Raw genomic sequence first — 25656 nt, forward strand, 5'->3', positions numbered from 1 at the left:
GCCTTTTTTCGTTTCTTATCTATAGCGTCTAGGTGTGGATTGACCTAAACAATAGACATGTTTTACATTAAATGCTGATTTTCAATTAGTCAAAGAACTTACTACTGAAAGTCAATTAGATGACAACATTACGAACAAAACTGTATAATTAAACTTTGGTTAAAAGCTAAATGAGTGTGTAAAATAAGTGAAGACACTCTCTTATTGAGTATAAGGAGGAAATAAAATGTTAAAAGGTTTATTTAAGAAAAAAGAGGATAATTCTCCTGTAGAATTAGTAGCTCCTTTAACAGGGGAAGCAATTGAATTAGAAAATGTCCCTGACCAAGTATTTTCTGAAAAAATGATGGGTGACGGCATAGCTATAAAACCTACAGATAGTAAAGTTGTATCTCCAATTGATGGAGAAGTTTACGATGTATTCGAAACGAAACATGCTATCTCTCTTCGTTCCGATCAAGGGATTGAATTATTAATTCACATGGGATTAGAAACCGTTAACTTAAAAGGGGAAGGTTTTGAAATCATGGTGTCTAAGGGACAAAAAATAAGTAAAGGTAGTCCATTAGCTAACTTCGACATTGATAAAATGAAAGAACTTGAAGTTGAAACAGTTACTCCTATCATCTTATTAAATGGAGATAACTTTAAAATTGATGAACGAAAGTCGAACGAAAATGTTGAAGCTGAACAAGCTGGACTATTGACGATTTCAAAGAAATAATGTTATATGAAAACGCAATCCCTTTGGCGGATTGCGTATTTTTACTAGTGAGCGATTATTTGTGATAATTGTTCACCAAATGCTGCCAATGGACAGAGTGGAGCGGACATTTGATCCTTTATTTACCCCAAAAAAAGTCTTTTTAGCCTTTGGACGGACATCTATTCCTTTATTTGCATACAATCAGGTTGATTTACTCTAAACTTGATCATTTAAGGAACTAGATGTCCGCTCGCCCACGACATACAGCCTAAATTGGAAAAATAACGCACTCTATGTCCTTTTCAAATGAACCTACTCCATCATTTCATCAATTTTGTCCAATAACCCAATATACAACCTTTCACCTATTAGTAGTGTATTCTAGTGTCAATTTTTGTATTTTTCTGAATATAAACGAAGATTTTCTTACTAGTCCATTGAATTACGATCTAAAACGTGGTATTTTATTAAACAATATACCAAATTTCCTAACTTAAAAATTATATGTAGGAGGGGTTTTGATGAATCGAAAGGTAACTTTAGAAAATCTCTTTGTACATCCAATTGTTCAAAAGTATGTTGGCCGGTCTGGCATGGCACATGCGATTCGCGTTGCAGAGAAAGCCTTTCATATAGCAATAAAAACGAATGTTAATCCTGACTTAGCAGCAAAGGCTGGTTTACTCCACGATATTGGGCATTATGAATGGTACCAAAATGGCAAATGGGATTATCAACAATACAAACAAAATGACATCCACGCCATCAAAGGATCCGCTCGTGCCCATAAGTTACTAGTTCGTTGTGGTGAGGACTTACAGCCAGCCAAGGAAATTGCGCTAGCCGTTCTGCTTCATACCGACTCTTATTTACCTGAGGGGGATTTACAATTAACACCGTTACAGAATGTTGTTGCTCAAGCCGACCATGCTGATGAAGAACCTGGTGGCAATCATCATTATCGTCGAATTGATGAAGCTACTGCACTAAGTCGCATACAGAAGTTGGATTTAAAAATTAATCAGCACCTCCTTTCACACGATCTTGAGCAAACGAGTTAATTTTGCTTCACACATCTTCCCCTTCTGTTTTTAAGTCCATCTCGGTTGATTCACTCTCTTTTTTCGGCCGAATCTGCCGGGACAGACTTTATCCCCTAGAAAATTCCTTAATAAATAAAGTGCGCATTCACTTTTTAAGCAAATGCGCACTTCCCCTTCATTTAAAACCGATTTCGAATTGCCTTTGCCACTTCCATTAAAATCACTGCACCCAGCGCAAGTCCTGTTGCAATCACCCATTGGTCAAACCCAAATGTAGTTGGAATCGCAAACACATCACGAGCAAATGGAAGAATGGTAATGCTGTATAGCCCAAAGCAAATGAGTACTGCGCCAATCACATATTTGTTACTGAAGAATCCTGCAGCAAATGCAGATTGGGTATTGGAGCGTGCTGCAAATGTTTGTAAAGTCCGTGACAAGATTAATGTGGTAAATGCCATCGCCACTCCCATTTCTGCTGAATGTTGCAGTCCAATAAATTGTGAAATAATGACGGCAATACCAATCAATAACCCACGTGTGATTACTGCCTGAAGGGTTCTACCAGAGAAAATTCCTTCATCAACATCCCGTGGTTTTCGTTTCATCACATCTGGTTCTGACTTTTCCATACCTAGAGCAATCGCGGGTAACGAGTCATTGACTAGGTTGATGAAAAGAAGTTGTAATGCTGTGAATGGACTAGACCATCCGATAATAACAGCGAATAAAATACCGATAATCGCCCCTAAATTACCTGCAAACAAGTAACTAATTGCCTTTTTAATGTTATCAAATACGGTACGACCAACCCCAACAGCATCCACAATCGAAACAAAGTTATCATTGGTCAAAATCATGGCAGAAGCATCTTTAGCCACATCGGTTCCGCTTCCCATTGCGATCCCAATATCTGCTTGTTTTAGTGCCGGTGCATCATTTACCCCATCACCAGTCATCGCTGTTATACGATTTTTATCTTGCCAAGCCTTAACAATTCGGATTTTGTTTTCAGGTGATACCCGAGCATAAACAGAGATATGCTCTAGCTTTTCTTTTAATTCTTGTTCAGACATATCGTCTAATTCTTTCCCTGTTAAGGCAATATCGCCTTCTTCCATTAAGCCAATGTCTTTTCCAATTGCTTGGGCAGTTGTCTTATGGTCACCGGTGATCATCACCGTGCGAATACCTGCTTCTCTTGACTGTTTAATCGATTCGTAAACTGCTTCACGTGGTGGATCCATCATTGCTGTGAGACCTACTAATACAAGATCTTGCTCATCGTCATGGTCTACTTCGGTTTTATTTTGTGGCAATGTTTTATACCCATAAGCTAACACACGTAATGCTTGGTTGGAATAATCTTCATTTGCCTTCTTTAAACGACTTTTCCACTCATCTGTTAAAGGTTGTTCTGTGCCATCAACTAAAATAGATGTTGCCCTATTGAATACTACATCAGGCCCACCTTTAGTTAATAACAATTTATCCCCATCAATCGTATTCACGGTTGACATCAATTTTCGATCTGAATCAAACGGAAGTTCTGCTTCACGTTCGAACGTATCACGAATCTCGTCGTAATCTTTGTTATTATCGTTAGCAAAATTAATCAGTGCTACTTCGGTTGGATCCCCTACTTCTTTTCCTTCATTGTTAATATAGGAATCATTACAAAGAACTGCAATTTTCACTAGCAATTCCTCTGCTTTATTCCAGTTATCTGGATTTTCAGGCAATGTTTCTTCCGCGCTATCTGCAGTGAAATATTGGGTAACTGTCATTTTATTTTGCGTTAATGTCCCTGTTTTATCGGTACAGATCACACTGGTAGATCCTAGTGTCTCCACAGCGGGAAGTTTACGGATGATGGCATGTTGTTTCGCCATCTTATTGGTACCAACTGACATCACAATCGTGACGATCGAGGATAATGCTTCAGGTATTGCTGCCACAGCTACTGCAACAGCAAACATTAAAGCATTAAGAACTGCGGTCATGGTATCGACATCCTCATTTCCACCTAGCCAAATTCTTCCTACTTCTACAGCAAAAATAGCAATACATAAGATCAAAATCCATATCCCTAATTTTTTACTAAACACATCTAGTTTGCGTTGTAGTGGTGTTAGTTTTTCTTCCGCTTTGTTTAACATGTCAGCGATTTTACCAACCTCGGTATTTTCACCTGTTCCCGTCACAACAAACGTGCCTCGTCCATATACAACAAGGGCACTACTATGTACCATGTTATCACGGTCACCAACCACTACTTCTTCCCCAATGGTATCGATGTTCTTTTCTACTGCTTCTGACTCCCCTGTCAACATCCCTTCATTGACTTTAAGGGAACCACTTTCTAGCAAGCGTCCATCAGCCGGTACAAAATCCCCTGCCTCAAGGTAGACGATATCACCTGGGACTAGTTCACGTGCTGGAATCGTTTGTTTCGTACCACCCCGAAGGACTTTCGCCTCTGGTGCCGACATATCACGTAAAGCATCAAGCGAACCTTCAGCTCTCTTTGTCTGAACAACGCTAAGAACGGCATTTAAAATTACAACTAAAAAAATGATAACTGATTCAACAATCTCACCTAACACCAATTGCACTCCAGCTGCAATTAAAAGGACAATTACCATTGAATCTTTAAATGTTGCTAAAAATAGCTCTAAGATGGTCGCTTTTTCTTTATCTTTTATTTCATTATATCCGTGTTTCTCAATTCGTTGTTTAGCTTCATCAACTTGTAGTCCATCTTTACTCGATTCTAATTGTTGCAACGCTTCTTCAGCTTGCTTTCTGTAAAAGTCCATCGTACACGCTCCTTTCCTGTTTAGTACTGTGTGTATTTAGAAAAATTATACTTAGCTATTAGATGGATCCTCTTTGAAACGTCCTATTGTGATAATGTACACAATGAATGGTAGATTTGTTAGATCCTTTGTAGTTCCAACCTTTACTATTGTTGTTACATAACACTGTTTTTTAATGCGTAGTTGCTATATTATACGACATAACTCCAAATGACTTCTTTCCATTCTAATAAGATTAGTGCTGAACGGCGCTGCGGAAATACACTACGCTTTCCTGTGGGGGGCTGGTGAGCCTCCTTGAAAATAAAGAACAATTTTCTGCGTGCGATGTAACGCTGCCGTAGCCTTCCTTGTCCTCGCTCGTCCCTCGCTGCGGGGTCTCACCGATGGTTCTTAAGGATTACAGGCTAAAACCGTCCTTGTCGGACAACGCCTGCATAACCCTTGCCGGGCCTCGGGAGTCTCCGTGTATTTCCTCCGCTTATTCCAGTACTCTGAAGTTTTATAGTGCTTTGCTTAATGAAGTCATATACTATATCTTTTTTATGTTAGTTAGTATGTTGTAACATAACCTTGCAGTAAATTCCGTATTTTTTCTTTTATAGAGTATTACATCTATCGCTAATCAGAAAACTTATATCAGCGTAGGTAGAATACGGAGACTCCTCGAAAATAAAGCCCAATTTTCTTCGTGCGATGTATCGCTTCCGCAGCCTTCCTTGTCCTATGGGAACAGCACGAGCCGAAGATCCACTTGGTAAAGGAACGTAGGCTAAGATCGTCACGTCCTGTGACAACGCCTACGTGACCAACATCCTGTTGGCCCGAGGCCGTGCCCATGGAAAGCGGAGTATTCTACCGAAGCGAGGTTATAACACTCGAATCATCTAGAACAAAAGAAAGCAAATCTACAAAATTGTTACTGCGTATAATAAAGCTTATATGCAAGTAACAACATCTTTATATTAACTTACACTTATTGTAACACGAGTTAATTTTTTACAAGTTTGTGGTACATAATAAAGTGAAACTTCACTCAGTGGGGTTTTTTTGCCGTTCCCCTTAAATCTTGAACTGCCTGTTAATGCGGGATAAATTACGATATGATTCGAAAGGCTTGCTTTTAGGAAGTCTTTTTTTGATACAAAGTGTCACAAATAAGAATTGCTTACGTCTAATAAGTGAAATCAAAAACGGAGGATAAAAACATGGCTACTAATAGGAAGATTATTTCCGAATGGTTTCATCAATATAGCAATGATATCTATAACTTTTTAGTTTATTACACGGGGACAACTGATGTAGAAGACCTTGTACAAGAAACATTTATTAAAGCTAGTAAGGGATTAGCTTCCTACAAAAATAAATCCAGTCCCAAAACATGGCTCATAAGCATTGCCCGTAACGTTGCCATTGATGAAGCAAGAAAAAAGAAAAATAAGATTTGGAAACAAACCACAGCATTTGATGAACAAAATGGCAGTTTTCAAAGTCAGGGTACCACCCCTGAGCATACTGTTCTGATGAATGAGGACAAACAACAACTTTATAACGCGATCATGCAATTGAAAAAGAACTATCGGGATGTGGTGATTTTGCGTGGAGTCAAGCAGTTTTCAATTGAAGAAACTGCCGACATCCTAAATTGGAAACAAGCAAAGGTACGAACTACTTACCATCGAGCATTGAAATCTCTCAGACAACAATCAGGACTGGAGGGTGATGATTTGTGAAAAAACATCAATCAAACAATGACATAGAGAATGAACTGCAAGATTTTCCAACACATCGTATGAGTAAGGAAACGAAGGAAATCATGCATCAAAATATTATGAATGCATTGGCACATGATCAAGAAAAAGAAAGGAGATGGATGAAAATGAGAAAATTTACAACTGCAATTGCAAGTGTTGCTGCTTTAGGGTTATTTGTACTGTTAGGATATAGCATGTTTCTAGACAATAATACAACACCAAATGGAAACGAAGACCAGACTAATCAAATCACAACTCAAGATGAGGAACAAGATGAAATCATTAATCTTGATAAAGAAACAGCCAAAGACATCATGGACCAATATAAACAGTCTTTAAACGTTTTATATGAAACATCAGGAGAAAATGGATTAATTACTATGTATGACTCGATTGATGAAGTAAGAGAACACTTCCGCCAAGTGATGTCAGAAGATTTGGCCGATTGGATGACTGATTCATATATTAAAGAAGAAAATGGAGAGGTTTACCTTATTGCTAAAGATGGTCCTACGTGGCTTGCGAATGACCAAGAATTCGAACTTGAGCAAGTAAACGAACAGCTTTATAACCTGAATCAAGAGCGAAATAATGAAATGCTCGGCCATGTAATGATGACGTATCAATTAAAATGGGCAGAAGATCGGTGGGTCGTCCATTCAATCGAATCGACACACCTTGATGATCAACAACAAAACGAAGAAGCAGAGCAACCTTCTGTAAAAGAGTTGGCCACAGATATTATTAACCTGTTAGATGACAGAAACACTAGTGACCTTGCTGATTATGTGCATGAACAACAGGGATTGCTGTTTTCCCCTTATGTATACGTCGAGGATGATGCATTGGTATTTACTAAAGAGGAGGTCGCATCGCTAATGGAAGACGAACAAATCTATGAATGGGGCACATATGATGGCAGAGGAAACCCAATTGAGTTGACACCTGGTGACTATTTTGATGAATTTGTTCAAGTCGAACCGCTTATTGACACAGAAGATATTTATACCGATCAAGCAAACCAACATGGAAATGTAACAAACAACATTAAGGAGATTTTCCCTGAATCAACAGTTATTGAATTCTATGATAATGGGTCAGAAGAGTATGGAAGCATGGATTGGTCTGCTGTCCATTTGGTATTTGAACAAAACGAACAAGAAGAGTGGAAATTAGTCGCCATTGTTAATGACGAATGGACGATCTAAAGCGCTATGAAGTTACGTCGGAATTTCTACAAATCAAATACGCAAAAAACTAGCAATATCCTATGAAACTGCCCCTCCTAAAAATTGACTATTTAGGAATAACAAGTCTATAATTAAAGAAACATGATCGATTCGCATGATTTCTTATAATGCAGAAGTAATCACTCTTCCTATTTAGAAGTGATTACTTCTTTTTATGCAATTGCAATCAGAAAGGAAGCGCATGTATGGCGAACACGCACGAATTTTCTAAAGGTGAAGAAATTGCTAATTCCGTTACTCATGGAATTGGCATGGCGTTAAGTATTGCAGGACTAGTTATTTTAATTGTTTTTTCTTCCTTACATGGTACAGCATGGCATGTCGTTAGTTTCACTTTATTCGGATCAACGATGGTTATGTTATATTCCTCCTCAACATTGGTACATGGTTTGCCTAAAGGGAAAGCGAAGGATGTATTTGAGATTCTTGACCACTCCTCGATTTATTTTTTCATTGCAGGCACCTATACCCCTTTTCTCTTTATCGTTGTGAAAGGGACACTTGGTTGGACTTTATTTGGAATTGTTTGGGGATTAGCAGTTGCTGGTACAATATTCAAAGCTTTTTTTGTAAAAAAATTCTTATTCACCTCCACCATTCTCTATGTCGTAATGGGCTGGTTAATCATATTTGCCTGGGACGCATTAACATCCACTTTAGCTCCTAACGGGATTCGGCTGTTAGTGATCGGTGGACTTGCTTATACAATTGGAGCGATTTTTTACATGTGGCGTGGATTTAAGTTCCATCATGCCCTATGGCACTTGTTTGTATTAGCAGGCTCTGTATTGCACTATTTCTGTATACTGTTTTATGTATTACCAATTCAATAATTTTTAAGAACAAAACAGTCTCGACCCGTTTTGTTCTTTTCTATCAACAAAAGGAAGGATACTAGAATGACATTTTCACAACAAATCGAACCTCATATTTTAAGTGACGATAAATATGTACGCGACTTTGCATTAAAAACGATACATACTGGACGACTGGGAAACGAGCACACTTTTTCACTTGCGTTTCAAGCACTTGATCGCATACCAATCGATCCGATGGTTAATCCCATCATTCCATATACGAAAAATTTGCCCATTACCGAGAACGTTTTACAGGAGCTTATCGAACGAATTGAAAGAGAAGATGGAAATGAAATATGGTATGCATCGATTATTTCTCATGCCTCCACGGAACTCATCGCTAAATATAAAGAGCGATTGCAGAAATTTACCAATGATGAGGTAGTAGAACAATTTATTGCTCTGCTTTCAATGGATTCAGAACAATTATTCACAGAACTCGGTGAAGTCATTGATGCATTGGAAAAAGATTGGTTTAATTCCCAATTCAATTACGGAAAGCGTATCTTGCATGAGTTAATAAAACGCGGCGAATATGATGCTGAAAACTATCAGGATATTGAAGCAGGAATTAAGGAAGATTTACAAGCAGATTTTTTCTCTTATAATAGTATTTTCCATGTTTACCTTGCTGGTGAACTAAAAGTTGCCTCACTTGTTCCAACTTTAGCTAGCTTGCTCGTTCGAGAAGATGAAGATATTCTACAGGAAGCAGTAGCTCAAGCTCTAATTAAAATCGGAACAGAAGCTGTAATAGATGAAGTTGATCGATACATCCAGCACGAAGATACCGCCTATTTTGCGATTGATATTGTGGAAAATATTAAGCACGATCGGGCAGAGCAATGTCTTTTAAAACACTTTAATGAAACCGATAATGTTTCAATTAAAACACTACTCGCGAATGCATTATGTAAACAATTGTCAACGGAAGCTATTCCATTGGTAGAAAAGTTAATGGAAGATGGTTACGATTCAACGCTCCTTGAATTGGAAGAGCCTCTCTACGCCAACTGTGTGATAAATAAAATAGATCACCCTAAATTACAAGAATGGAAACAACAATTAATCGATAAAGACCGATATTGGCAAGACCAAAAAATGAAGAACCTCCAACCTACTATTAAGGAACCTACCACTACCAAACAGCAAAAAAAGGTTGGCAGAAATGATCCATGCCCATGTGAAAGTGGGAAGAAGTATAAGAAATGTTGCGGAAAATAATACTTGAAGAAATGGTTCGCTTGTTCACACGAATAAGCGAATCTTTTTTAGCTATATTACGCGCAGTGTACTCAATTCTAGTTAATCATTCGACTAAAAAATACACTCCCCTTACGCTCCAAACGATAGAGCACAGACATTTTGACAAAAGCGGATAGTTCTCTCTGTTTCTCCCCCCTTATAACAATTAATTATCCAACCATTCGATTATTTCCATTCATTGCCTACAAATAAAATCGAATTTCCCAGGAAATATATCGAATGCTGACAAAATTATCATCCATTTGTAAGTTTAACGTATCTAGACATGAATTTTATTATATATTGGAATACCTTTCATGTCACCGTGCCATTTTCTATTCCACTTAAAGATTGCAAGGATCTATTTTAAATGAGAGGCCAAAGATAGATAGCCTGTAATTGTTCATTCATGAGAGCGTGCATCTGTCAAAACCAGTACACGCCACCACTTAAACGTTATTAATTAAACGTTTGATTAATTATCCTTCTCATGAACCCCAGCATCGTCACAAACGGTACTTAGGAAATCAGTCAAAAATTCACCATCTGCGCTTGAGGACACATACCATGCTTTTCCCTTTCCAAATGTGTTAGCCGTTAGCACTGGCATTCCCTTATAAAAGTCAGAACGATCCTTCGAAATCAATTCTGCATCTTCTGAGTGAATAAGATCGAAAAGCAAATTACAAGAATAGCTTCCACTTAAGTTTCCGCGATCTTGTTTCATGACAAGTTCATTTGTTCAGATATGTAAGGTATCAATTTCCTCTGACCAGATTCCTAACACATTACGTAATGCTCCTGGATTTAGCTTCATACTGTGCAACAAGTCATGTGGTATAATGAACCATTACGTGATACAGACAAAAAAGCGATTAATTACATAAGAAAAAGCAGTAAATATACGTTAACATGAGAAAGAAGCGCTTGATTATGTAAGAAAAAGCGCCTGATCTCGTAAACTGTTTTGTAATAGCAACTGCGCAGTAAAAAACAACAAGGATTGTGATTATGCTACAATTCATAGACAAAAAACCTGCCTTCCACCATTATAATGAAGGCAGGTTTTTTGTTACCTGAAATCTCTTGTATCTTCCATTGTTCGTGAAAATGCGACATATCCAATCGTTGTGATCAGTGTCATCAATATAACTAATAATGTATTTTTCATCATTCACCCTCCAAAATCTTTATGTTCATGTATTAAAACGGTCTGAATTTCCCTTTTTTAAGTACAAGGCCAGCTCCACCTAGTAAGAATAAGTAGCGATCGTCAATGACATTTTTCATCGCTTTCGCGGTCATGCCATATAGTTTCTTATCACCAAATACAACACCCATTCCTTCTCTGCCACCTAAGGATGCAACGGTACCTTTGTCATCAAAGATAAACTGTTCCATCTGTCCACCATAGAGAAGTGCCTCGATGTTGTTAGCGCAAGTATCTGCTTCTTGAATGGCGATTTGTGCGGTTGGTGGATATGGCTTTCCTGTTTCTGGATTCATAACCCATGCGCAATCTCCGAGAATAAAAATGTTAGGGTATCCTGGCGCACGTAAATCCGGGTCTACATTCACTTTCCCTTTTGTTAACTCAAAACCAGAATCACCGATAATGGAGTTCGCTTGCACACCACCAGTCCATACAATTGTTCCTGCCTTTATTTCTTCCTCTTCTTCCTCTTCTTTTCCAACAATCACAGCATCTGCCTTACATTCTTTAATCATCGTACCTGTTTTAAATTCAATGTCTCTGAATTCAAGTGACTTTCTAGCATAATCAACTAAGTCTTGGTCAAAGCCTGGTAAAATAGTTGGTGCTGCTTCAATATTAATGACACGAACTTTGCGCCGATCAATATCATATTTTTTGCAAAGCTGTGGCACCTTTTCTGCGAGTTCACCAATAAACTCAATTCCAGTAAACCCACCTCCACCAACGATGATCGTTAATAAATGATCATTTTCTGCTTCTTCCACTTTGTAACGGGCAAATTGGTATTCGATATGTTCTCGAATCATTCGACTACTATCCACACTTACAATTGAAAATGCATGTTCATCCATACCTGGAATACCAAATGTGGCTTTTTCAAATCCAAGACCGATGACTAAATAATCATAATCAATTTCATCATTTTCTAAAACAATACGTTGGTCATTTTTATTAATCTTTACTACTGTATCATGAATAAGATTCACTCGATTTTTATCAATTACATCACTTATCATAATTCTTGATCGGTTTTGATTAATCGTACCTGCTGCCACTTCATGTAACCATGTTGTTTGATAATGATAGTTATGTTTATTAACTAGAGTTATTTCTGCTTCTTCAGGTTGCAATTTCTCTGTTAGTCTTTTCGTTGTCATCATTCCAGCATATCCTGCACCAAGAACGACAACTTTTGGTTTAGTTACCTGCATGTAAATCCGTCCTTTCTAACAGTCTTGTTCTATTTTAGTATACCCATTACCAAAAGGATTACTTACCAAGTTCACTTATTCACAAAAATTGATAGAATAAATTGCTTCTTCACTCTGTGGGGTTTTTGCGTCTCCCTCCACTGAACGTTAGCCTAAACCAATCGAGCGAAAGCAAAAGTTTACTCCCGCTTAAACATCTCCATGTCATTTCATGTTTTGAAGCGGAAGTCTTTACGGACGTTGCACCGGAATAAACTTAGGAGTTAGAATAAAAAAAATAGAAAAGGAAGAGACATCACTTCACGATAGAAAATACTCCCATATTCATTTTACAGTGCTTTTACAAGTCCACCGTCAATTACTAGATTTTGGCCTGTCATATATGTATTGGCACCAGAACTTAAAAATACCACAATACGAGCAAATTCTTCTGGTGAACCATAACGCCCGATTGGGATTGTGTTTTCTGATGCTTGGCGGACTTGGTCATAGGTTTGGCCTGTACCTTGTGCTGTATTCTCGTCTAATGATGCCAACCGTTCCGTATCAATGCGTCCTGGACCAATAGTATTAACCATAATATTGTCATTCGCATATTCTCGAGCTAACGTTTTCGATAAGCCAACCATCCCTGCTCGGAAAGTATTGGATAGAATTAAATTATCCAATGACTGCTTAATTGATGACGAAGCGATATTGATAATACGTCCTTGTTGTTGCGCTTGCATCGAAGGTAACACTTCGCGAGCCAATCGGATATAGCTAAGTAAATTCAACTCAAAGGCAGCTTGCCAATCTTGATCATCAAACTGTTCAAATTTCCCTGCAGGCGGGCCACCGGCATTATTGATCAACACATCAACTTTTCCGTTCCAATCAAGCGCTTTTTTCACAAACGCGGTTACCGAATTAGGGTCGGTTATATCACATACACGATAATCAACTTGTTGATTTCCACTTTCCTCTTTAATAAAGCTGACCGCTTCTTTTAATGCTTGTTCCTCTCTACTGCCAATCAAGACGTGTGCACCTTCTTTGGCAAACTCCAACGCTGTTGCTCTCCCAATTCCTTTACTTCCTGCCGCTACAATGACAGATTTTCCTTTTAAATCAAGATCCATGTTCATTCCCCCCTGTCTCTTTGTATTCAATTATAGGATGAATCCGTTAACATTTCTAGGAATACCCCTTAAGCAAATAGCATTCAAAGTTATTAGAGAGTAAGCGTATGACTCAATGTATGCCATTTCACTTTCGACCGGTCTGTCATTCCTTTATCCTCCCTTTTTAAGCCCTTTTTGGCGGTTAACCGGTTCCTTATTCCGTTATCAACCTAAACTGTAGCCATTTTGCTTAAATTTGGTGCATTAGGGGAACAAGAGACCACTTGTGCCTATTATTACGGCTGTTTGGTCATTTAGCGGAATTAGGAACCGATTTCCTCCACCTTCAACCGATCGCATACACTTCACCTATTGCTACTTAATGATTCAATTGCTGTATGAGTTTTTCGACAATGCTTTTTTCTATCTGATCTTTTTGATAGGCACCGATTACGGAACCGCCAACTGGTGGAAGGTTTGGAATCACCAAGTTTACATCGACATGATCATTGATCATTTCTTGTCTCATTAGCGGAAGTAATAGTTGATTTGTCTTTTCATTAAAAACGCCTCCACATAAGATTACTTTCACCTTTTCGTTTGGGTCAAATAGTTTTTTATGCAATGTTGCGATACTTAAGCATATCTCCCTTACAATACAATGAATAATATTTGTTGCGACGGCATCTCCATCCAAACTAGCTTGAAAAACTAGCTTACTTAACCTAGCAATTTCATGTTTGGGAGTAGTTGCTAGATAAACTTTATCCACTAATTGTCTACCAGTTTCAACTTGAAAATGATCATACAGTAGGTGTAAAAGGGTCGTTTTCGGTCCACGTTGATCATAGTATTTCAGTGCTGCAATCAGCCCTTGTTTGCCAATATCATAACCACTTCCTTCATCTCCAAGCAAATACCCCCATCCTCCAACTCGATCATGCACACCATTTGCATTCACCCCATAGGTAACCGATCCTGTTCCACAGATTTGTACCATACCAGGAGCACCATACGTACCAGAATAAAGCGCATTAATCGTATCTGGTTCCACTTGAACTTCTATATTGGAGGGGACTAATCCAGCAATTACTCGATACACCTTTGCTTTTGTCTCTACACTAGCCGCTCCTGAAATACCGGCAAAAATACGAATTACTTGAAGAAATTCAGTAGGCACTTGCTCTCGAAACTGAGTAAATAGTTGTTCGAATGTTTTCTCTAATTGCTCATCAGTTAGACTATTAGGATTTGTAGGACCAACGACAACTTCTTTTAAAACATATCCTTCTTGATCCGCTAGTACAGCATGTGTTTTTGTACCTCCACCATCAACACCAATTACATATGTCATTTGAATCTCCCCTAATTCCATTTTACATTGACTTAATCTATGAAAATGCATACTCTAACTTTTCATTAGAAAGTAAGCAATACATTTCTATCTATAACTTTTTAACTTCATTAATTATATGCATGTAATCGTCCCTTTATGGATAGTACTTCTAAACGTTGGCGGAGTGTTTTAACAGACTAACATAAAGTAAAAAAAAGAACCTTCATCCGAAGAAAGGGATGAAGGAAGATAATCTTTAGTGTATACGGATGTTTTCGTGACAAAACTCCGCTAGTCTATTCGTTGCAGATTTATACATTATGCTGATTTCTTTTGTGTTACTGGTTGATCACCATAAAGCTTTTCGACCATCTCTTGTTTAAATCCAAACAAGTAAGTCATACCGAAACCACCAATATAAGAAATGATTAATCCCACAATATAAATAAGATAGTTACTATCAGCAATTAATGGAATCAGCGCTAATCCTGATGGACCAACAGTAATGGCACCAATACTTTGCATAGACAAGAATGCTCCACCAAATCCTGCACCTAGACAAGCAGTGATAAACGGGCGTCCTAAAGGTAAGACAACACCATAGATTAGTGGTTCCCCAATACCTAAGATCCCAATTGGTAACGCATTACTTACTGTTTTACGCATACGCTGATCCTTTGTTTTTAAATAGATCGCAATTGCAGCACCAACTTGACCAGCACCCGCCATTGCTAGAACAGGTAATAAGGTTGTGGAACCAATGTTTTCAATTAGATCAAGGTGAACTGGAATTAAACCTTGGTGTAGTCCCAACGTTACTAATGGTAGGAATGTTGCAGCTAGTACATATCCACCGAGCACGCCGCCAACTTCAAGCATCACATCTACTAAGAACCAAGTAAGACCACCCATTACCCAGCCTGCAATTGGCTGAATAACAACAAGTGTAATGACAGAACCGACTAAAATTGTTATTAATGGTGTGACTAATAGATCCAGTGCATCTGGCATTCTTTTACGAACAGATTTTTCAATTTCAGCAAATAAATAAGCAGCAATAATAACACCTAGTAAACCACCAAGCCCCGTACTAATTTGTAAATCTAATCCGAATAATTGCAAAGCACCAATATCACTTAATACGGGAGCATAAATTATAAGACCGGCAATACCACCGAGCACCTGGGTTCCCTTAAATTCCTTGGCCGTGTTGATACCTACAAATATACCTAATGAACCAAATAACAGCCCACCAATCGCACTTAATAACTGATACCAGCTAGTATCTAAAATAGCTGGGTCAAGCACACCTGCTTCTGGATTCGCTAAGTTTAGAATAATATTCGCAATCCCAAGTATTAAACCAGAAGCAACGAAGCCCGGGATTAAAGGAACAAAAATATTACCAATATGCTTTAACATACGATGCACTGGGGATGTTTGTTTAGCTTTAAACGATGCTTTCGTGTCATCTGCTAAATCGAATTCATCCTCCTCAAGTTCACTACTCTCAATTCCAGTGATCTCAGCAAATTCATTTGTAACCTTCGTAACTTTCCCTGGTCCTAACACAACTTGGATGGCTTCATCGTCAACTACCCCTAATACGCCATCTAATTGTTTAATTGCATTAATATCGATGTTAGAGCGATCCCGTACTGTCACTCGTAAACGGGTAATACAGTTTGTAAAACTAACAATATTTTTCTTCCCTTGTAGTTGTTCTAGTATCGCTTCTGCTAATTGTTTATTATTCATCATTACACCTACTTCCGTTTAATAAAGAACTTTATCTTCTATATCAATAGCATGGCGAACAAATCCATTTGCTTCTTCCAGACACTGTTCCGCTTCTTCCAATGAACATTGTTTTTGAATCATGACAATAGCTACTTTCGGTTTATTATTTGATCGTTCCAAATAAGTCGCTGCTGTCTCATAATCTACTCCTGTAGCAAGGCTTATAATTTTTTTAGCACGTTCTATTAATTTTTTATTTGTCAATTGAACATCAACCATTAAATTGCCATACACTTTACCAATTCCGATCATGGCCGAGGATGAAATCATATTAACGACTAATTTTTGTGCCGTTCCTGATTTTAGTCTTGTTGATCCTGTTATCACTTCAGGTCCAACAATAACCTCTATTGGCACATCGGCATATTCACTAATTGGTGCATTATCGTTACAACTTACCGCCACTGTATTCGCCCCAAGTGTTCGAGCATATTTTAATCCTCCAATCACATAAGGCGTTCGACCACTTGCTGCCAGTCCAATAACCGTATCATTCTCCTTTAAATGAATCGCTTTCAATTCTTCTGTTGCAAGGTCTGGATCATCTTCAGCTCCTTCTACAGCTTTAATCAAAGCGCCTTGTCCTCCCGCAATCAGGCCTTGGACTATTTCAAAATCCGTGCCAAATGTTGGGGGGCATTCAACCGCATCTAATATACCTAGTCGACCGCTTGTCCCAGCCCCAATATAGATAAGTCTCCCACCTGTTTGGAATGAGTCAACCACAAGTGAAACCGCTTTATTTATAGAACCAATTTCTTTGCTGACCGCTAATGGAACTGTTTGATCTTCTTCATTCATTACCTTCAACACGTCATACGTAGACATATCATCTAACTTCATTGTTTTTTCATTTCTTTTTTCTGTTGTCAATTTATCAAGCACGATTAATTGCCTCCCTTTTTACTCTGTTGAATCACTTGATGCGTGCGATTTAAATGGGAGAGAGTACTTTCATACTCCTCATGTGCGCAAGCTGTGTACAACATATCAATTACATTAAGCTGTGCAATTCTTGATGTCATTGCTGCGCTTCTAAATTCATCTTCTTTTGCAGCCACGAATAAAACCGCATCCGCCATTTTACTTAAGCTTGTGTCTGCGTATTTTGTAATCGCAATCACTTTAGCCCCTCGTGACTGTGCAATTTTCACACAATCAATAATATGGGGAGTTTCACCCGAATAAGAAATCGCCACAGCTACATCTTGATCACTAAGGTTAATTGCAGATACTTTTTGCATATGAAAGTCACTGAAAGCCGAACAGATTTTATTAATTCTTGTAAACTTTTGAATGGCATCATATGCAATTAAATAACTTGACCCAACACCATAAAAATCAATTTTTTTCGCATCAACTAAATAGTTATAGGCCTTTTTTAGCTGATCTTGATTGAGAAGATGTAACGTATCGTGTAGGGATTGAATGTTATTATTCGTTATCACAGTCATAATGTTATCAATGGAATCTCCAGGTTCTAACGTGTCCTTATCAACCTCATGAAGATTAATAACAGTAAGATCCCCCGATAGCTTCAATTTAAAATCTTTGAATCCCTTAAACCCTAACGATTGACAATATCTCATTACAGCAGCCGCGCTAGTATACGTTTTTTCTGCAAGTTCTTGGACAGTCATTGACACGACCTCATCCGGATTTTGTATGATATACTCCGCTACCGATCGCGCCGATGGCTTTACATAATTAAGTGATTCTCTAACTTTATAGATTACTCCATCCATGCATGTACACCCCAATTGAGATGAATAATAAGTACTTATACATAGATTGTAATGTCTATGAAATTAAAATTCCATAGTTTCTCAAAAACTGAAATTTAGTTTCAAAAACTGAAATTATTGAAACCGCTACCAACGATTACTCGGTTGGTTTAAAGCACTTTCTCAAAAAACAAACAAGCCGACTCAATAATCGATCGGCTTGTTCATATTAGAACTCTATTAAAGTTTTGTATATACTCTTAACTAATCTATTCCAATGCCAATAGTGCTCTTAAATCCTGTTTGTTCACAATTAAATCTGCTAATGTATAGTCATCTAACACATGTAAAAATGCTTGTAATGCTTTATTTAATGCATGCTTTAATTTACATTTAGGCAATAATACACACTGATTCCCTTCTGCATCAAAGCACTCCATTAATACAAAATCATTCTCCATTTCACGAACGACTTGTCCGACACAAATTTGTTCCGGTGATTGTGCAAGTTGAATCCCACCATTTCGTCCGCGAATAGTATGAATATATTCTAATTTGTTCAATTGATGGACTATTTTGCGTACATGTTCGGTTGAGATCTCGAATGTTTCTGCAATTTCTTTAATGCTTGTTAGTTCACCTGCAGATTTCGATGCTGCAATGATTAACACACGTAAGGCATAATCCGTATATTTTTTTAAACGCAACAAAACCCCTCCTACCACCCATTTTAGTCCAACTTCCTTCAATAATCTATAACTAAATTGTATATACTAGCTTCTATTATATCTAAAATTACGGTTCGAGTTAACAGAATTGTCATAAACTTCTTCAAAATCCTATTGAAATAGTTACCTGTTGTTGAGTAACATTAAACATGTATAGAAAATACACTTTTTAAACATTTTAGTATATTAAATTAAAAGGAGATGTTTGAATGTCTACTCAAACGACCGAACCTTTACTAGACCAACAGACAATTGACACAGTAAAAGCTACTGTACCAGCACTTGAACAACATGGAGAAGATATTACGAAACGTTTTTACCATTTATTATTCAAAAACAACCCAGACTTAAAAAACATTTTTAACCAAACGAACCAACGAAAAGGTCAACAACCAAAAGCACTTGCCAATACTGTTTATGCCGCTGCCCAACACATTGACAATTTAGAAGCTATTTTACCGACCGTGAAACAAATTGCCCACAAACATCGCAGTTTAAATATTAAGCCTGAACACTATCCAATTGTTGGAGAAAATTTACTAACAGCTATTAAAGATGTACTTGGGGATGCAGCTACCGATGATATTATTGAAGCTTGGGGAAAAGCCTACGGGGTGATCGCTGATGTCTTTATCCAAGTTGAAGATGACATGTACAAAGAAACCGAACAAAAACCTGGTGGCTGGGTAGGCTACCGTGATTTCAAAGTAGTGAAAAAGGAAGTAGAAAGCGATGTCATTACATCCTTTTACTTAAAACCAGTCGATGACGGGAAGTTGCCAACTTATCAACCTGGTCAATATATCACCGTCAAAATTGAAGATGAAAGTGCGCCGTATAACTTCTTGCGTCAATACAGTTTATCATGCAAGCCAAACCAAGAATATTTTCGAATTAGTGTAAAACGAGAAGATGGTATCGGGGATTACCCTAATGGGGACGTGTCCACCTACTTACACGACAATGTTGATGTGGGAGATATTATTCCTGTAAGTGCTCCTGCTGGTGACTTTGTATTAGAAAAAGAAGAAAAACCACTTGTCCTACTCAGTGGTGGTGTTGGATTAACGCCATTAGTAAGTATGTTGGAAACCGTTGTGGAAGAACAACCAAATCGCCCTGTTTATTTCATCCATGCAGCCCAATCAAGTGCAGTTCATGGCTTAAAACAAAACGTCCAAGATATTGCAGACGCTCATAGTCAAGTTCATAACTATGTCGTTTATGAAAAACCGACTGAAGATGACACGTATGACAAACAAGGGTATGTTGATCTAGAATGGTTACAATCCGTTCTTCCAACCAACGACGCTGCATTCTACTTCTGTGGGCCTGAACCATTTATGAAAGCAATCAATCGCGCATTAAAAGACTGGAACGTTAGTGAAGAAGATATTCATTTTGAATTCTTTGGCCCAGCTCGTAATCTTGAATAATCAAAAACCCCTATTGGAACAGCCTTTGTTCCGATAGGGGTTTTGTGTATTTAAGTCGTAAAATAGTAATACGTTTCTTAATGATTCTTTCTTTATGTTTAGTTGATGGTGATGAGGAAAAATCTTATTCTCATTCTTGCACAGTCAACTCCATGAATACTTACTTGTATCGATCCATTCGCGACGTGGTCCTAGGATCTTGATTTTTATTATGATCCCGCTTTTGTTTCTGTCGTCGAATAAAGTAAATTAGAAGTCCGATCACAGCATAAACAAAAAAGAATACAATAAATCCCCATAAACCTATCACCGCATCCGCAAATTCCATATTGCCACGATTAGTAATAGCTTGTTGAATTTCAATTGCAAAAACAAGTACAATCATCACGGTAAAGGTATAAATAAAGGAGAAAATCGTTATATTCCATTTGACTTTCTCTAATAATTTGAAGAAAAAATGAACAACAAAGAAAGTAACGATTCCAATAGCCCCCATAATCCAAAAGTGGAGATCTTTATCGGACAACTCAAAACCAACTAGATCAAACAATGCAATTAAGGCATCGTGTAACTCATTCACTATGTCTGCTAATAATAGAATAACTTCTTTCATTCCGTAATTCCCTCATTCCCCATCAACAATAGTCTGAATTCCTATTATTCCATTTTCCCCTCAAAAATAGATTCTTGAAGTGGGCGACGGTCACTAGGTTGTTCTCTTTCTTGTATTTGTTCTGGTAATGCTTGTTTTTCACCTTGATAACCAATAGCAATCACAGCGTGCAGTTCATAATTGTCAGGGATGTTTACTACCGTTCTAGCTTTTTCTTTATCAAAACCACCCATTGCATGTGTGATGAGGCCGCTTTTAGCAGCTTGAATAGAAAGATTTCCCCAAGCAGCCCCTGCATCAAAGCTGTGTGAAGCCCCATTGTCCTGATCCGATACAACTAAAACGAAGGCAGGTGCTTTCTCACACCAAACCTGATTACCTTCATTAATAAATGAAAGAAATCTTTCCCGGTCTTGCTTGTTCCTAGCTACAATAAAGCGCCATGGTTGTTTGTTTAACGATGATGGCGCCCATCTTGCTGCTTCCAACACGCCCATGAAAGTTTCTTCTGGGATTTCTTTTTCTAAAAAGGAACGCGGAGACCAGCGCTCAATGAAAACTGGATCAACTGGATAATCTGCCTTTCTAATTTGCTTTGCATTTGTTATACCCATTTCCTTACCCCTCCTATTAATGACGATTGATCTCATAATTTAGTGTAAATTTTGCTTTAGAAAAATTCAACTATCTGCGCCTTTGTCAACGTAGGTCAAAGGTATACAAAAACAGATTACCAACATAGGCAATCTGTTCTTCTTGTGGGTTTACCGTTCCACAGCCGCTTTCACTTCATTTAACTGTTCAAAATCAAGCACATGTTCTAAATCAAGTAATAATAATAATTGATCTTTTAATTTTGCTACTCCTTGTATGTAATCTTGAGACACGCCAGCGATCATGTCTGGAGCTGAATCCATTTCATCCTGGTTGATGTCAATTACATCGGTAGCAGAGTCAACGATTAAGCCTATTTGATAGGAATGAACCTGGACGACAAGTATCCGCGTTTTATCTGTGTACTCCGTTTTCCCAAGATCTAGTCGCTCTTTCAAGTCCAAAACAGGTGTGATTTCACCACGTAAATTTATAATACCTTTAATAAAGTCAAACGTTTGGGGAACTTCTGTTATTGCTTGTGTTTTTTCAATTGAAAGTACTTGTTGAATGTTCACTCCATATTGTTGCTGTTTCAGTTGGAATAAGATTACTTTTAATGTTGTATCCATATCTAACCCTTCTTTCCCCTCTTCTTTATACATAAATCGTATTTCTAACGGACTAAAACAAAATGACTACTATACTCTGAATGGTATCGTATCACCATTGATAAATCAATATTTATTGAAAGGCTATTTTGTTACAGAAGGTTCCCTCTAATACAAGCGCCGCAGCTGTGAACGGTCTTATTTTTGCTTAATTTTTCGTGACAAGGGCTCTCTGGACAGTTACAACCACAAATTTTTCCTCTAACTGTCGTGACAAGGACTCTCTCGACAGTTCGGACTCTTAATTCTGCTGAACCAATCATTACATCCAATTCAGATGAGGAAGAAGGTTACCTCATGTAAATCTTACGTCGGATTCTATAGTTACTGCGACAAAACAACAACCTTTTAAAAAACAACCATCCTTTTTCCAATCATTACTTATACACAGTATGCATGATTGTGCTTGTAAATCGGAACAACTATAGCTACAGGAGGTGTGCCAGAATGGCTCAAGATGTATTATGCGAAGTAAGCAACTGTAAGTACTGGGCAAGTGGCAATAAATGTATGGCAGACGCTATTTATGTTGTTAGTCACCATGGAAAAAGAGCAGCTAACCAGGAAGAAACAGACTGCAAAACATTCGAGCCAAAAATTTAAAGCACGACCTTCTTTAATGGACCTGGCCTCCACATGAACGAGGTCGGGTCTTTCCACCATTTAAGCACCACCATATTTTATTCCACCACCGTTTACATACGTCTAAAAATGGGAATGGTCATATGATATTCACGTTTAAAGATACAAACAGAAGCAGGAGAACCGTCCCCTGCTTCATGGATAGGTAAGGTGTTCAATTTATGATAGAAATACTTGCAATTACCAATAATCAAGTTTTAACCGTTAACCATATTGATGATCTGAAAGGCCTTCATGTCGACTGGTACTGGATCGATTTTAATCAGCCATCCAATCAAGAAATTCAGCTAATGGATGAAAAGTTACATTTCCATCCATTAGCAATCGAAGACTGTATGTATAGTAGACAACGGCCAAAATTAGATTATTATGATGATTTCACCTTTTTCGTTACCCATGCCATTAATGAAGCTGACCTAACAAAAGAAGAACATAATATATTTGTTGGTGCTCATTTTATCGTCACCTTTCACCAACGGAAATCAAAAGAAATCTCCCAAGTATGGAATCGCCTACTCAACCTAAACAATCCTAGTAAATGGGATGAATACCGTGTTTTTTATGAAATAATTGATAAGATAGTGGATAATTACTTTCCTATTGTTTACCGTTTAGAAGATGAAATTAGTTATGTAGAGGATAATACCAATGAAGAATCAATGGACGTGTTGCTTGATCGATTGTTTGATTTGCGACACCAACTATTACAATTAAGACATACGATTAACCCTGTGCGTGATTTACTTTATCGAATGTTAAATTCCCATCATCTGAAAGGCATTCGTGAGAGGAAGGAATATTTTGTTGATATTTACGACCACTTGTTAAAGCTATCAGAAATGGTTGCATCTAACAGAGAAATAACCAATGATATTAGGGATAATTACTTGTCGATCAACACTCATCAAACTAACCAAGTAATGAAAGTACTCACCATTATTACCTCGATATTTGCACCACTGACCTTTATTGCAGGAATTTATGGTATGAATTTTGTTAACATGCCTGAATTAGAGACGAGATATGGTTATTTCATTACCATTGGCGTGATGGCGCTAGTTTCCATTCTCATGTTCCTTTGGTTTAAACGAAGAGGATGGTTTTAAGCCTACACGTTTTATAACCTGTATAAGGATCTGTATAAGGATTAAAAAAATGCTTGAATTAGATAGGATCATGTCGATAAGATCAGTCTACTCAAGCATTTTGACTATAAATTAAAACTATTTAAACATTTCATCCTTGCATTACTTTGCAAGGTCTATGTGATGAACAATTTTTGGTAATTCTTTCTGCAATTCTTGCATGACATCCTGTAAAGATGCACCATTATTCCCTTTTAAATGTATATTTGTCAAAATCAATTTCAGCTTTTCCGCATCCGTCTTTGCTTCCATATATTCACCGCCAATTCATTGAATATTCGACCACATATAAGCAGTATTATATCATATGATACAACTAATGTAACCATATGTTGTTATAACCTTTATAGACTCAATACATCTAAACTACCCTTAGATAGCACAACCACCAGCATCCCTAATAACAAAGAACTAAATGTAATTTTTACCAACCAGAGTGCATAGTTTTTTGAGTGAAACACTATTCATATATAGATTACTGTAACTTTTTATAAATTTAGATCGTCAATAATATAGACAATCTTCTACACTTTTTCACAAAATATATTTTACCTTCTTGGCATTTCGTAGTAAAATATGTTTTAGTGTAAAATTCTAAACATTTTCGCCGAAAGGTTTGAAGGAGATAAATCTATGTCGAAAGTAACCCATAACTCTAGATTGGAAAAACGAAAGTTAAGAAAACGGAAGCGTAAAAAACTTTTATTTATATTAATCCCATTCCTTCTTTTAATAGCAGCGGCAACCGTTTATGGAGCTTCTTTAGTGAACAAAGCTCAACAAGCGGTTAACGAATCATATGAAGAGGATGGTCGCGAGGGAAATAAATCCGATCGTCGCCCTGATAATGTCGATCCTTCTGAAGATAATGTGTCGATATTGTTTATAGGGGTTGATGACAGCGAGAAACGTAATAATTCCGAACACGCTTTATCGGATGCGCTTATTTTAGCTACTTTAAATAAAGAGGACCATAGTGTGAAAATGGTCAGCATACCAAGAGATTCTTATGTATATGTTCCAGAGGTTGGGTATAAAACAAAAATCACCCATGCGCATTCTTATGGGGGATCAAATGCAACAATGGAAACCGTTGAGGAGTTATTAGATGTCCCAGTTGATTACTTTGTTCGCCTTAACTTTAATGCATTTGTCGATGTCATAGATGCCTTAGGCGGTATAACGGTGGATGTTCCATATGAACTGTATGAACAAGACTCCAATGATGTTAAAGGTGCCATTCACTTATTACCTGGAGAACAGACTTTAAATGGTGAAGAAGCACTTGCACTTGCCCGTACAAGAAAATATGACAATGATATTGAACGCGGAAAACGCCAGCAACAAATTTTAAAAGCAATCATGGATAAAGTGTTATCAGCAAATTCATTGCTTAAATATAACAGTGCAATCGAAGCAGTTGGCGATAACATGTCAACAAATATGAAATTTGATCAAATGAAAAGCTTGCTATCCTATGCCACTTCAAGCGATTTTGACATCGACTCTTTTAGTCTCGAAGGTTCAGATTTATGGACAGATGCTTATTATTGGCAACTAAACGAGCAAGACCTTGTGGATAAACAGCAGCTATTAAAAGATCACTTACAACTAAATCAAAACGATACGTCAACAAACAGCAACCATTCTGAAACAGCAACTCAAGCTAATTAACACTCATAGAGGCTGTCCCAATATAATTCGTTTCCTCCGATTACTATATTTGGGGAGACATAAGGGATAGCCTCTTTTCTTTCTATCTT

23 protein-coding genes are annotated in these 25656 nt (G+C 37.6%); 10 read left to right on the top strand and 13 right to left on the bottom strand.

Features of this window, described 5'->3' with window-relative positions; translation table 11 throughout:
• Window positions 1-226 precede the first annotated feature (226 nt).
• Window positions 227-724: a PTS sugar transporter subunit IIA gene (locus FCI53_RS15310; RefSeq protein WP_138419926.1), complete on the top strand. Its 498-nt coding sequence runs from the start codon at window positions 227-229 to the stop codon at window positions 722-724.
• A 503-nt stretch (window positions 725-1227) separates the two neighbouring features.
• Window positions 1228-1767, top strand: coding sequence for an HD domain-containing protein (locus tag FCI53_RS15315; protein WP_138419927.1), 540 nt, complete (start codon window positions 1228-1230; stop codon window positions 1765-1767).
• A 161-nt stretch (window positions 1768-1928) separates the two neighbouring features.
• Here the strand turns inward: FCI53_RS15315 and FCI53_RS15320 are convergent, their stop codons facing one another.
• Window positions 1929-4568 (bottom strand): cation-translocating P-type ATPase, encoded by a 2640-nt coding sequence (locus FCI53_RS15320; protein WP_138419928.1) that lies wholly within the window; start codon window positions 4566-4568, stop codon window positions 1929-1931.
• Between the two features lie 1208 nt (window positions 4569-5776).
• On the opposite strand from FCI53_RS15320, the gene FCI53_RS15325 reads away from it, so the two are divergent.
• The 4 genes from FCI53_RS15325 to FCI53_RS22065 all read left to right on the top strand — a co-directional run bounded on the left by FCI53_RS15325 (window position 5777) and on the right by FCI53_RS22065 (window position 9653).
• Window positions 5777-6301 (top strand): RNA polymerase sigma factor, encoded by a 525-nt coding sequence (locus FCI53_RS15325; RefSeq protein ID WP_138419929.1) that lies wholly within the window; start codon window positions 5777-5779, stop codon window positions 6299-6301.
• The gene (locus FCI53_RS15330; RefSeq protein WP_138419930.1) at window positions 6298-7530 is read left to right on the top strand and encodes a hypothetical protein; all 1233 of its coding nucleotides are present in this window, start codon (window positions 6298-6300) and stop codon (window positions 7528-7530) included. The genes FCI53_RS15325 and FCI53_RS15330 overlap by 4 nt, the downstream gene beginning before the upstream one ends.
• 227 nt (window positions 7531-7757) lie before the next feature.
• A complete protein-coding gene (gene trhA / locus FCI53_RS15335; RefSeq protein WP_138419931.1) occupies window positions 7758-8405 on the top strand; it encodes a PAQR family membrane homeostasis protein TrhA in 648 nt (215 codons plus the stop codon).
• Between the two features lie 66 nt (window positions 8406-8471).
• Complete coding sequence (locus FCI53_RS22065; protein WP_281279545.1) at window positions 8472-9653, top strand: SEC-C metal-binding domain-containing protein; 1182 nt, start codon at window positions 8472-8474, stop codon at window positions 9651-9653.
• Window positions 9654-10149: 496 nt separating this feature from the next.
• Here the strand turns inward: FCI53_RS22065 and FCI53_RS15345 are convergent, their stop codons facing one another.
• The 8 genes from FCI53_RS15345 to FCI53_RS15380 form a co-directional block, all read right to left on the bottom strand.
• Window positions 10150-10401, bottom strand: a complete 252-nt coding sequence (locus FCI53_RS15345; RefSeq protein WP_246050127.1) for a beta-galactosidase trimerization domain-containing protein — start codon at window positions 10399-10401, stop codon at window positions 10150-10152.
• 476 nt (window positions 10402-10877) lie between these two features.
• Window positions 10878-12101 (bottom strand): NAD(P)/FAD-dependent oxidoreductase, encoded by a 1224-nt coding sequence (locus FCI53_RS15350; RefSeq protein WP_138419932.1) that lies wholly within the window; start codon window positions 12099-12101, stop codon window positions 10878-10880.
• A 329-nt stretch (window positions 12102-12430) separates the two neighbouring features.
• Window positions 12431-13222 (bottom strand): SDR family oxidoreductase, encoded by a 792-nt coding sequence (locus FCI53_RS15355; RefSeq protein WP_138419933.1) that lies wholly within the window; start codon window positions 13220-13222, stop codon window positions 12431-12433.
• A gap of 361 nt (window positions 13223-13583) precedes the next feature.
• Complete coding sequence (locus FCI53_RS15360; protein ID WP_171038208.1) at window positions 13584-14558, bottom strand: N-acetylglucosamine kinase; 975 nt, start codon at window positions 14556-14558, stop codon at window positions 13584-13586.
• A gap of 300 nt (window positions 14559-14858) precedes the next feature.
• Entirely contained in the window at window positions 14859-16298 is a 1440-nt protein-coding gene (locus FCI53_RS15365; protein ID WP_342774222.1) for a PTS transporter subunit EIIC, read from the bottom strand.
• Between the two features lie 18 nt (window positions 16299-16316).
• Window positions 16317-17225: an N-acetylmuramic acid 6-phosphate etherase gene (gene murQ, locus FCI53_RS15370; RefSeq protein ID WP_138419936.1), complete on the bottom strand. Its 909-nt coding sequence runs from the start codon at window positions 17223-17225 to the stop codon at window positions 16317-16319.
• A gap of 2 nt (window positions 17226-17227) precedes the next feature.
• Window positions 17228-18085 carry a MurR/RpiR family transcriptional regulator gene (locus tag FCI53_RS15375; RefSeq protein WP_138419937.1) on the bottom strand — a complete coding sequence of 286 codons (858 nt, stop codon included), beginning with the start codon at window positions 18083-18085 and terminating at the stop codon, window positions 17228-17230.
• Window positions 18086-18333: 248 nt separating this feature from the next.
• A complete protein-coding gene (locus FCI53_RS15380; protein WP_138419938.1) occupies window positions 18334-18771 on the bottom strand; it encodes an Rrf2 family transcriptional regulator in 438 nt (145 codons plus the stop codon).
• A 230-nt stretch (window positions 18772-19001) separates the two neighbouring features.
• On the opposite strand from FCI53_RS15380, the gene hmpA reads away from it, so the two are divergent.
• Entirely contained in the window at window positions 19002-20228 is a 1227-nt protein-coding gene (hmpA, locus tag FCI53_RS15385; RefSeq protein ID WP_138419939.1) for an NO-inducible flavohemoprotein, read from the top strand.
• Window positions 20229-20388: 160 nt separating this feature from the next.
• On the opposite strand, the gene FCI53_RS15390 is transcribed toward hmpA, so the two are convergent.
• From FCI53_RS15390 to FCI53_RS15400, 3 genes are all read right to left on the bottom strand, one after another.
• Window positions 20389-20841, bottom strand: a complete 453-nt coding sequence (locus FCI53_RS15390; RefSeq protein ID WP_138419940.1) for a hypothetical protein — start codon at window positions 20839-20841, stop codon at window positions 20389-20391.
• Between the two features lie 44 nt (window positions 20842-20885).
• On the bottom strand, window positions 20886-21455 hold the full coding sequence (locus FCI53_RS15395; RefSeq protein ID WP_138419941.1) for a nitroreductase family protein: 570 nt from the start codon (window positions 21453-21455) through the stop codon (window positions 20886-20888).
• Window positions 21456-21605: 150 nt separating this feature from the next.
• Window positions 21606-22067 (bottom strand): chemotaxis protein CheW, encoded by a 462-nt coding sequence (locus FCI53_RS15400; protein ID WP_138419942.1) that lies wholly within the window; start codon window positions 22065-22067, stop codon window positions 21606-21608.
• A 486-nt stretch (window positions 22068-22553) separates the two neighbouring features.
• Here FCI53_RS15400 and FCI53_RS15405 point away from each other — a divergent pair, with 486 nt between their 5' ends.
• The gene (locus FCI53_RS15405) at window positions 22554-22709 is read left to right on the top strand and encodes a DUF1540 domain-containing protein (protein WP_138419943.1); all 156 of its coding nucleotides are present in this window, start codon (window positions 22554-22556) and stop codon (window positions 22707-22709) included.
• A gap of 200 nt (window positions 22710-22909) precedes the next feature.
• Window positions 22910-23854 (top strand): magnesium/cobalt transporter CorA, encoded by a 945-nt coding sequence (gene corA, locus FCI53_RS15410; RefSeq protein WP_138419944.1) that lies wholly within the window; start codon window positions 22910-22912, stop codon window positions 23852-23854.
• Window positions 23855-23995: 141 nt separating this feature from the next.
• Here the strand turns inward: corA and FCI53_RS21550 are convergent, their stop codons facing one another.
• Window positions 23996-24145 carry a hypothetical protein gene (locus FCI53_RS21550; protein WP_171038209.1) on the bottom strand — a complete coding sequence of 50 codons (150 nt, stop codon included), beginning with the start codon at window positions 24143-24145 and terminating at the stop codon, window positions 23996-23998.
• Between the two features lie 381 nt (window positions 24146-24526).
• On the opposite strand from FCI53_RS21550, the gene FCI53_RS15415 reads away from it, so the two are divergent.
• Complete coding sequence (locus FCI53_RS15415; RefSeq protein ID WP_138419945.1) at window positions 24527-25567, top strand: LCP family protein; 1041 nt, start codon at window positions 24527-24529, stop codon at window positions 25565-25567.
• The last annotated feature ends 89 nt before the right edge of the window (window positions 25568-25656 follow it).

This window comes from Aquibacillus sediminis (assembly GCF_005870085.1).
Taxonomy (GTDB): Bacteria; Bacillota; Bacilli; order Bacillales; family Amphibacillaceae; genus Aquibacillus_E; species Aquibacillus_E sediminis.

Bases quoted from the DNA above. Each gene is read 5' to 3' on its own strand.
- FCI53_RS15310 (WP_138419926.1), top strand. From the start codon at position 227: ATGTTAAAAGGTTTATTTAAGAAAAAAGAGGATAATTCTCCTGTAGAA.
- FCI53_RS22065 (WP_281279545.1), top strand. From the start codon at position 8,472: ATGACATTTTCACAACAAATCGAACCTCATATTTTAAGTGACGATAAA.
- hmpA (WP_138419939.1), top strand. From the start codon at position 19,002: ATGTCTACTCAAACGACCGAACCTTTACTAGACCAACAGACAATTGAC.
- FCI53_RS15320 (WP_138419928.1), bottom strand. From the start codon at position 4,568: ATGGACTTTTACAGAAAGCAAGCTGAAGAAGCGTTGCAACAATTAGAA.
- FCI53_RS15360 (WP_171038208.1), bottom strand. From the start codon at position 14,558: ATGACATATGTAATTGGTGTTGATGGTGGAGGTACAAAAACACATGCT.
- FCI53_RS21550 (WP_171038209.1), bottom strand. From the start codon at position 24,145: ATGGAAGCAAAGACGGATGCGGAAAAGCTGAAATTGATTTTGACAAAT.
- FCI53_RS15365 (WP_342774222.1), bottom strand. From the start codon at position 16,298: ATGAATAATAAACAATTAGCAGAAGCGATACTAGAACAACTACAAGGG.
- corA (WP_138419944.1), top strand. From the start codon at position 22,910: ATGATAGAAATACTTGCAATTACCAATAATCAAGTTTTAACCGTTAAC.
- FCI53_RS15325 (WP_138419929.1), top strand. From the start codon at position 5,777: ATGGCTACTAATAGGAAGATTATTTCCGAATGGTTTCATCAATATAGC.
- FCI53_RS15350 (WP_138419932.1), bottom strand. From the start codon at position 12,101: ATGCAGGTAACTAAACCAAAAGTTGTCGTTCTTGGTGCAGGATATGCT.
- FCI53_RS15395 (WP_138419941.1), bottom strand. From the start codon at position 21,455: ATGGGTATAACAAATGCAAAGCAAATTAGAAAGGCAGATTATCCAGTT.
- FCI53_RS15390 (WP_138419940.1), bottom strand. From the start codon at position 20,841: ATGAAAGAAGTTATTCTATTATTAGCAGACATAGTGAATGAGTTACAC.
- FCI53_RS15315 (WP_138419927.1), top strand. From the start codon at position 1,228: ATGAATCGAAAGGTAACTTTAGAAAATCTCTTTGTACATCCAATTGTT.
- FCI53_RS15400 (WP_138419942.1), bottom strand. From the start codon at position 22,067: ATGGATACAACATTAAAAGTAATCTTATTCCAACTGAAACAGCAACAA.
- FCI53_RS15415 (WP_138419945.1), top strand. From the start codon at position 24,527: ATGTCGAAAGTAACCCATAACTCTAGATTGGAAAAACGAAAGTTAAGA.
- FCI53_RS15375 (WP_138419937.1), bottom strand. From the start codon at position 18,085: ATGGATGGAGTAATCTATAAAGTTAGAGAATCACTTAATTATGTAAAG.
- FCI53_RS15405 (WP_138419943.1), top strand. From the start codon at position 22,554: ATGGCTCAAGATGTATTATGCGAAGTAAGCAACTGTAAGTACTGGGCA.
- trhA (WP_138419931.1), top strand. From the start codon at position 7,758: ATGGCGAACACGCACGAATTTTCTAAAGGTGAAGAAATTGCTAATTCC.
- FCI53_RS15355 (WP_138419933.1), bottom strand. From the start codon at position 13,222: ATGGATCTTGATTTAAAAGGAAAATCTGTCATTGTAGCGGCAGGAAGT.
- FCI53_RS15345 (WP_246050127.1), bottom strand. From the start codon at position 10,401: ATGAAACAAGATCGCGGAAACTTAAGTGGAAGCTATTCTTGTAATTTG.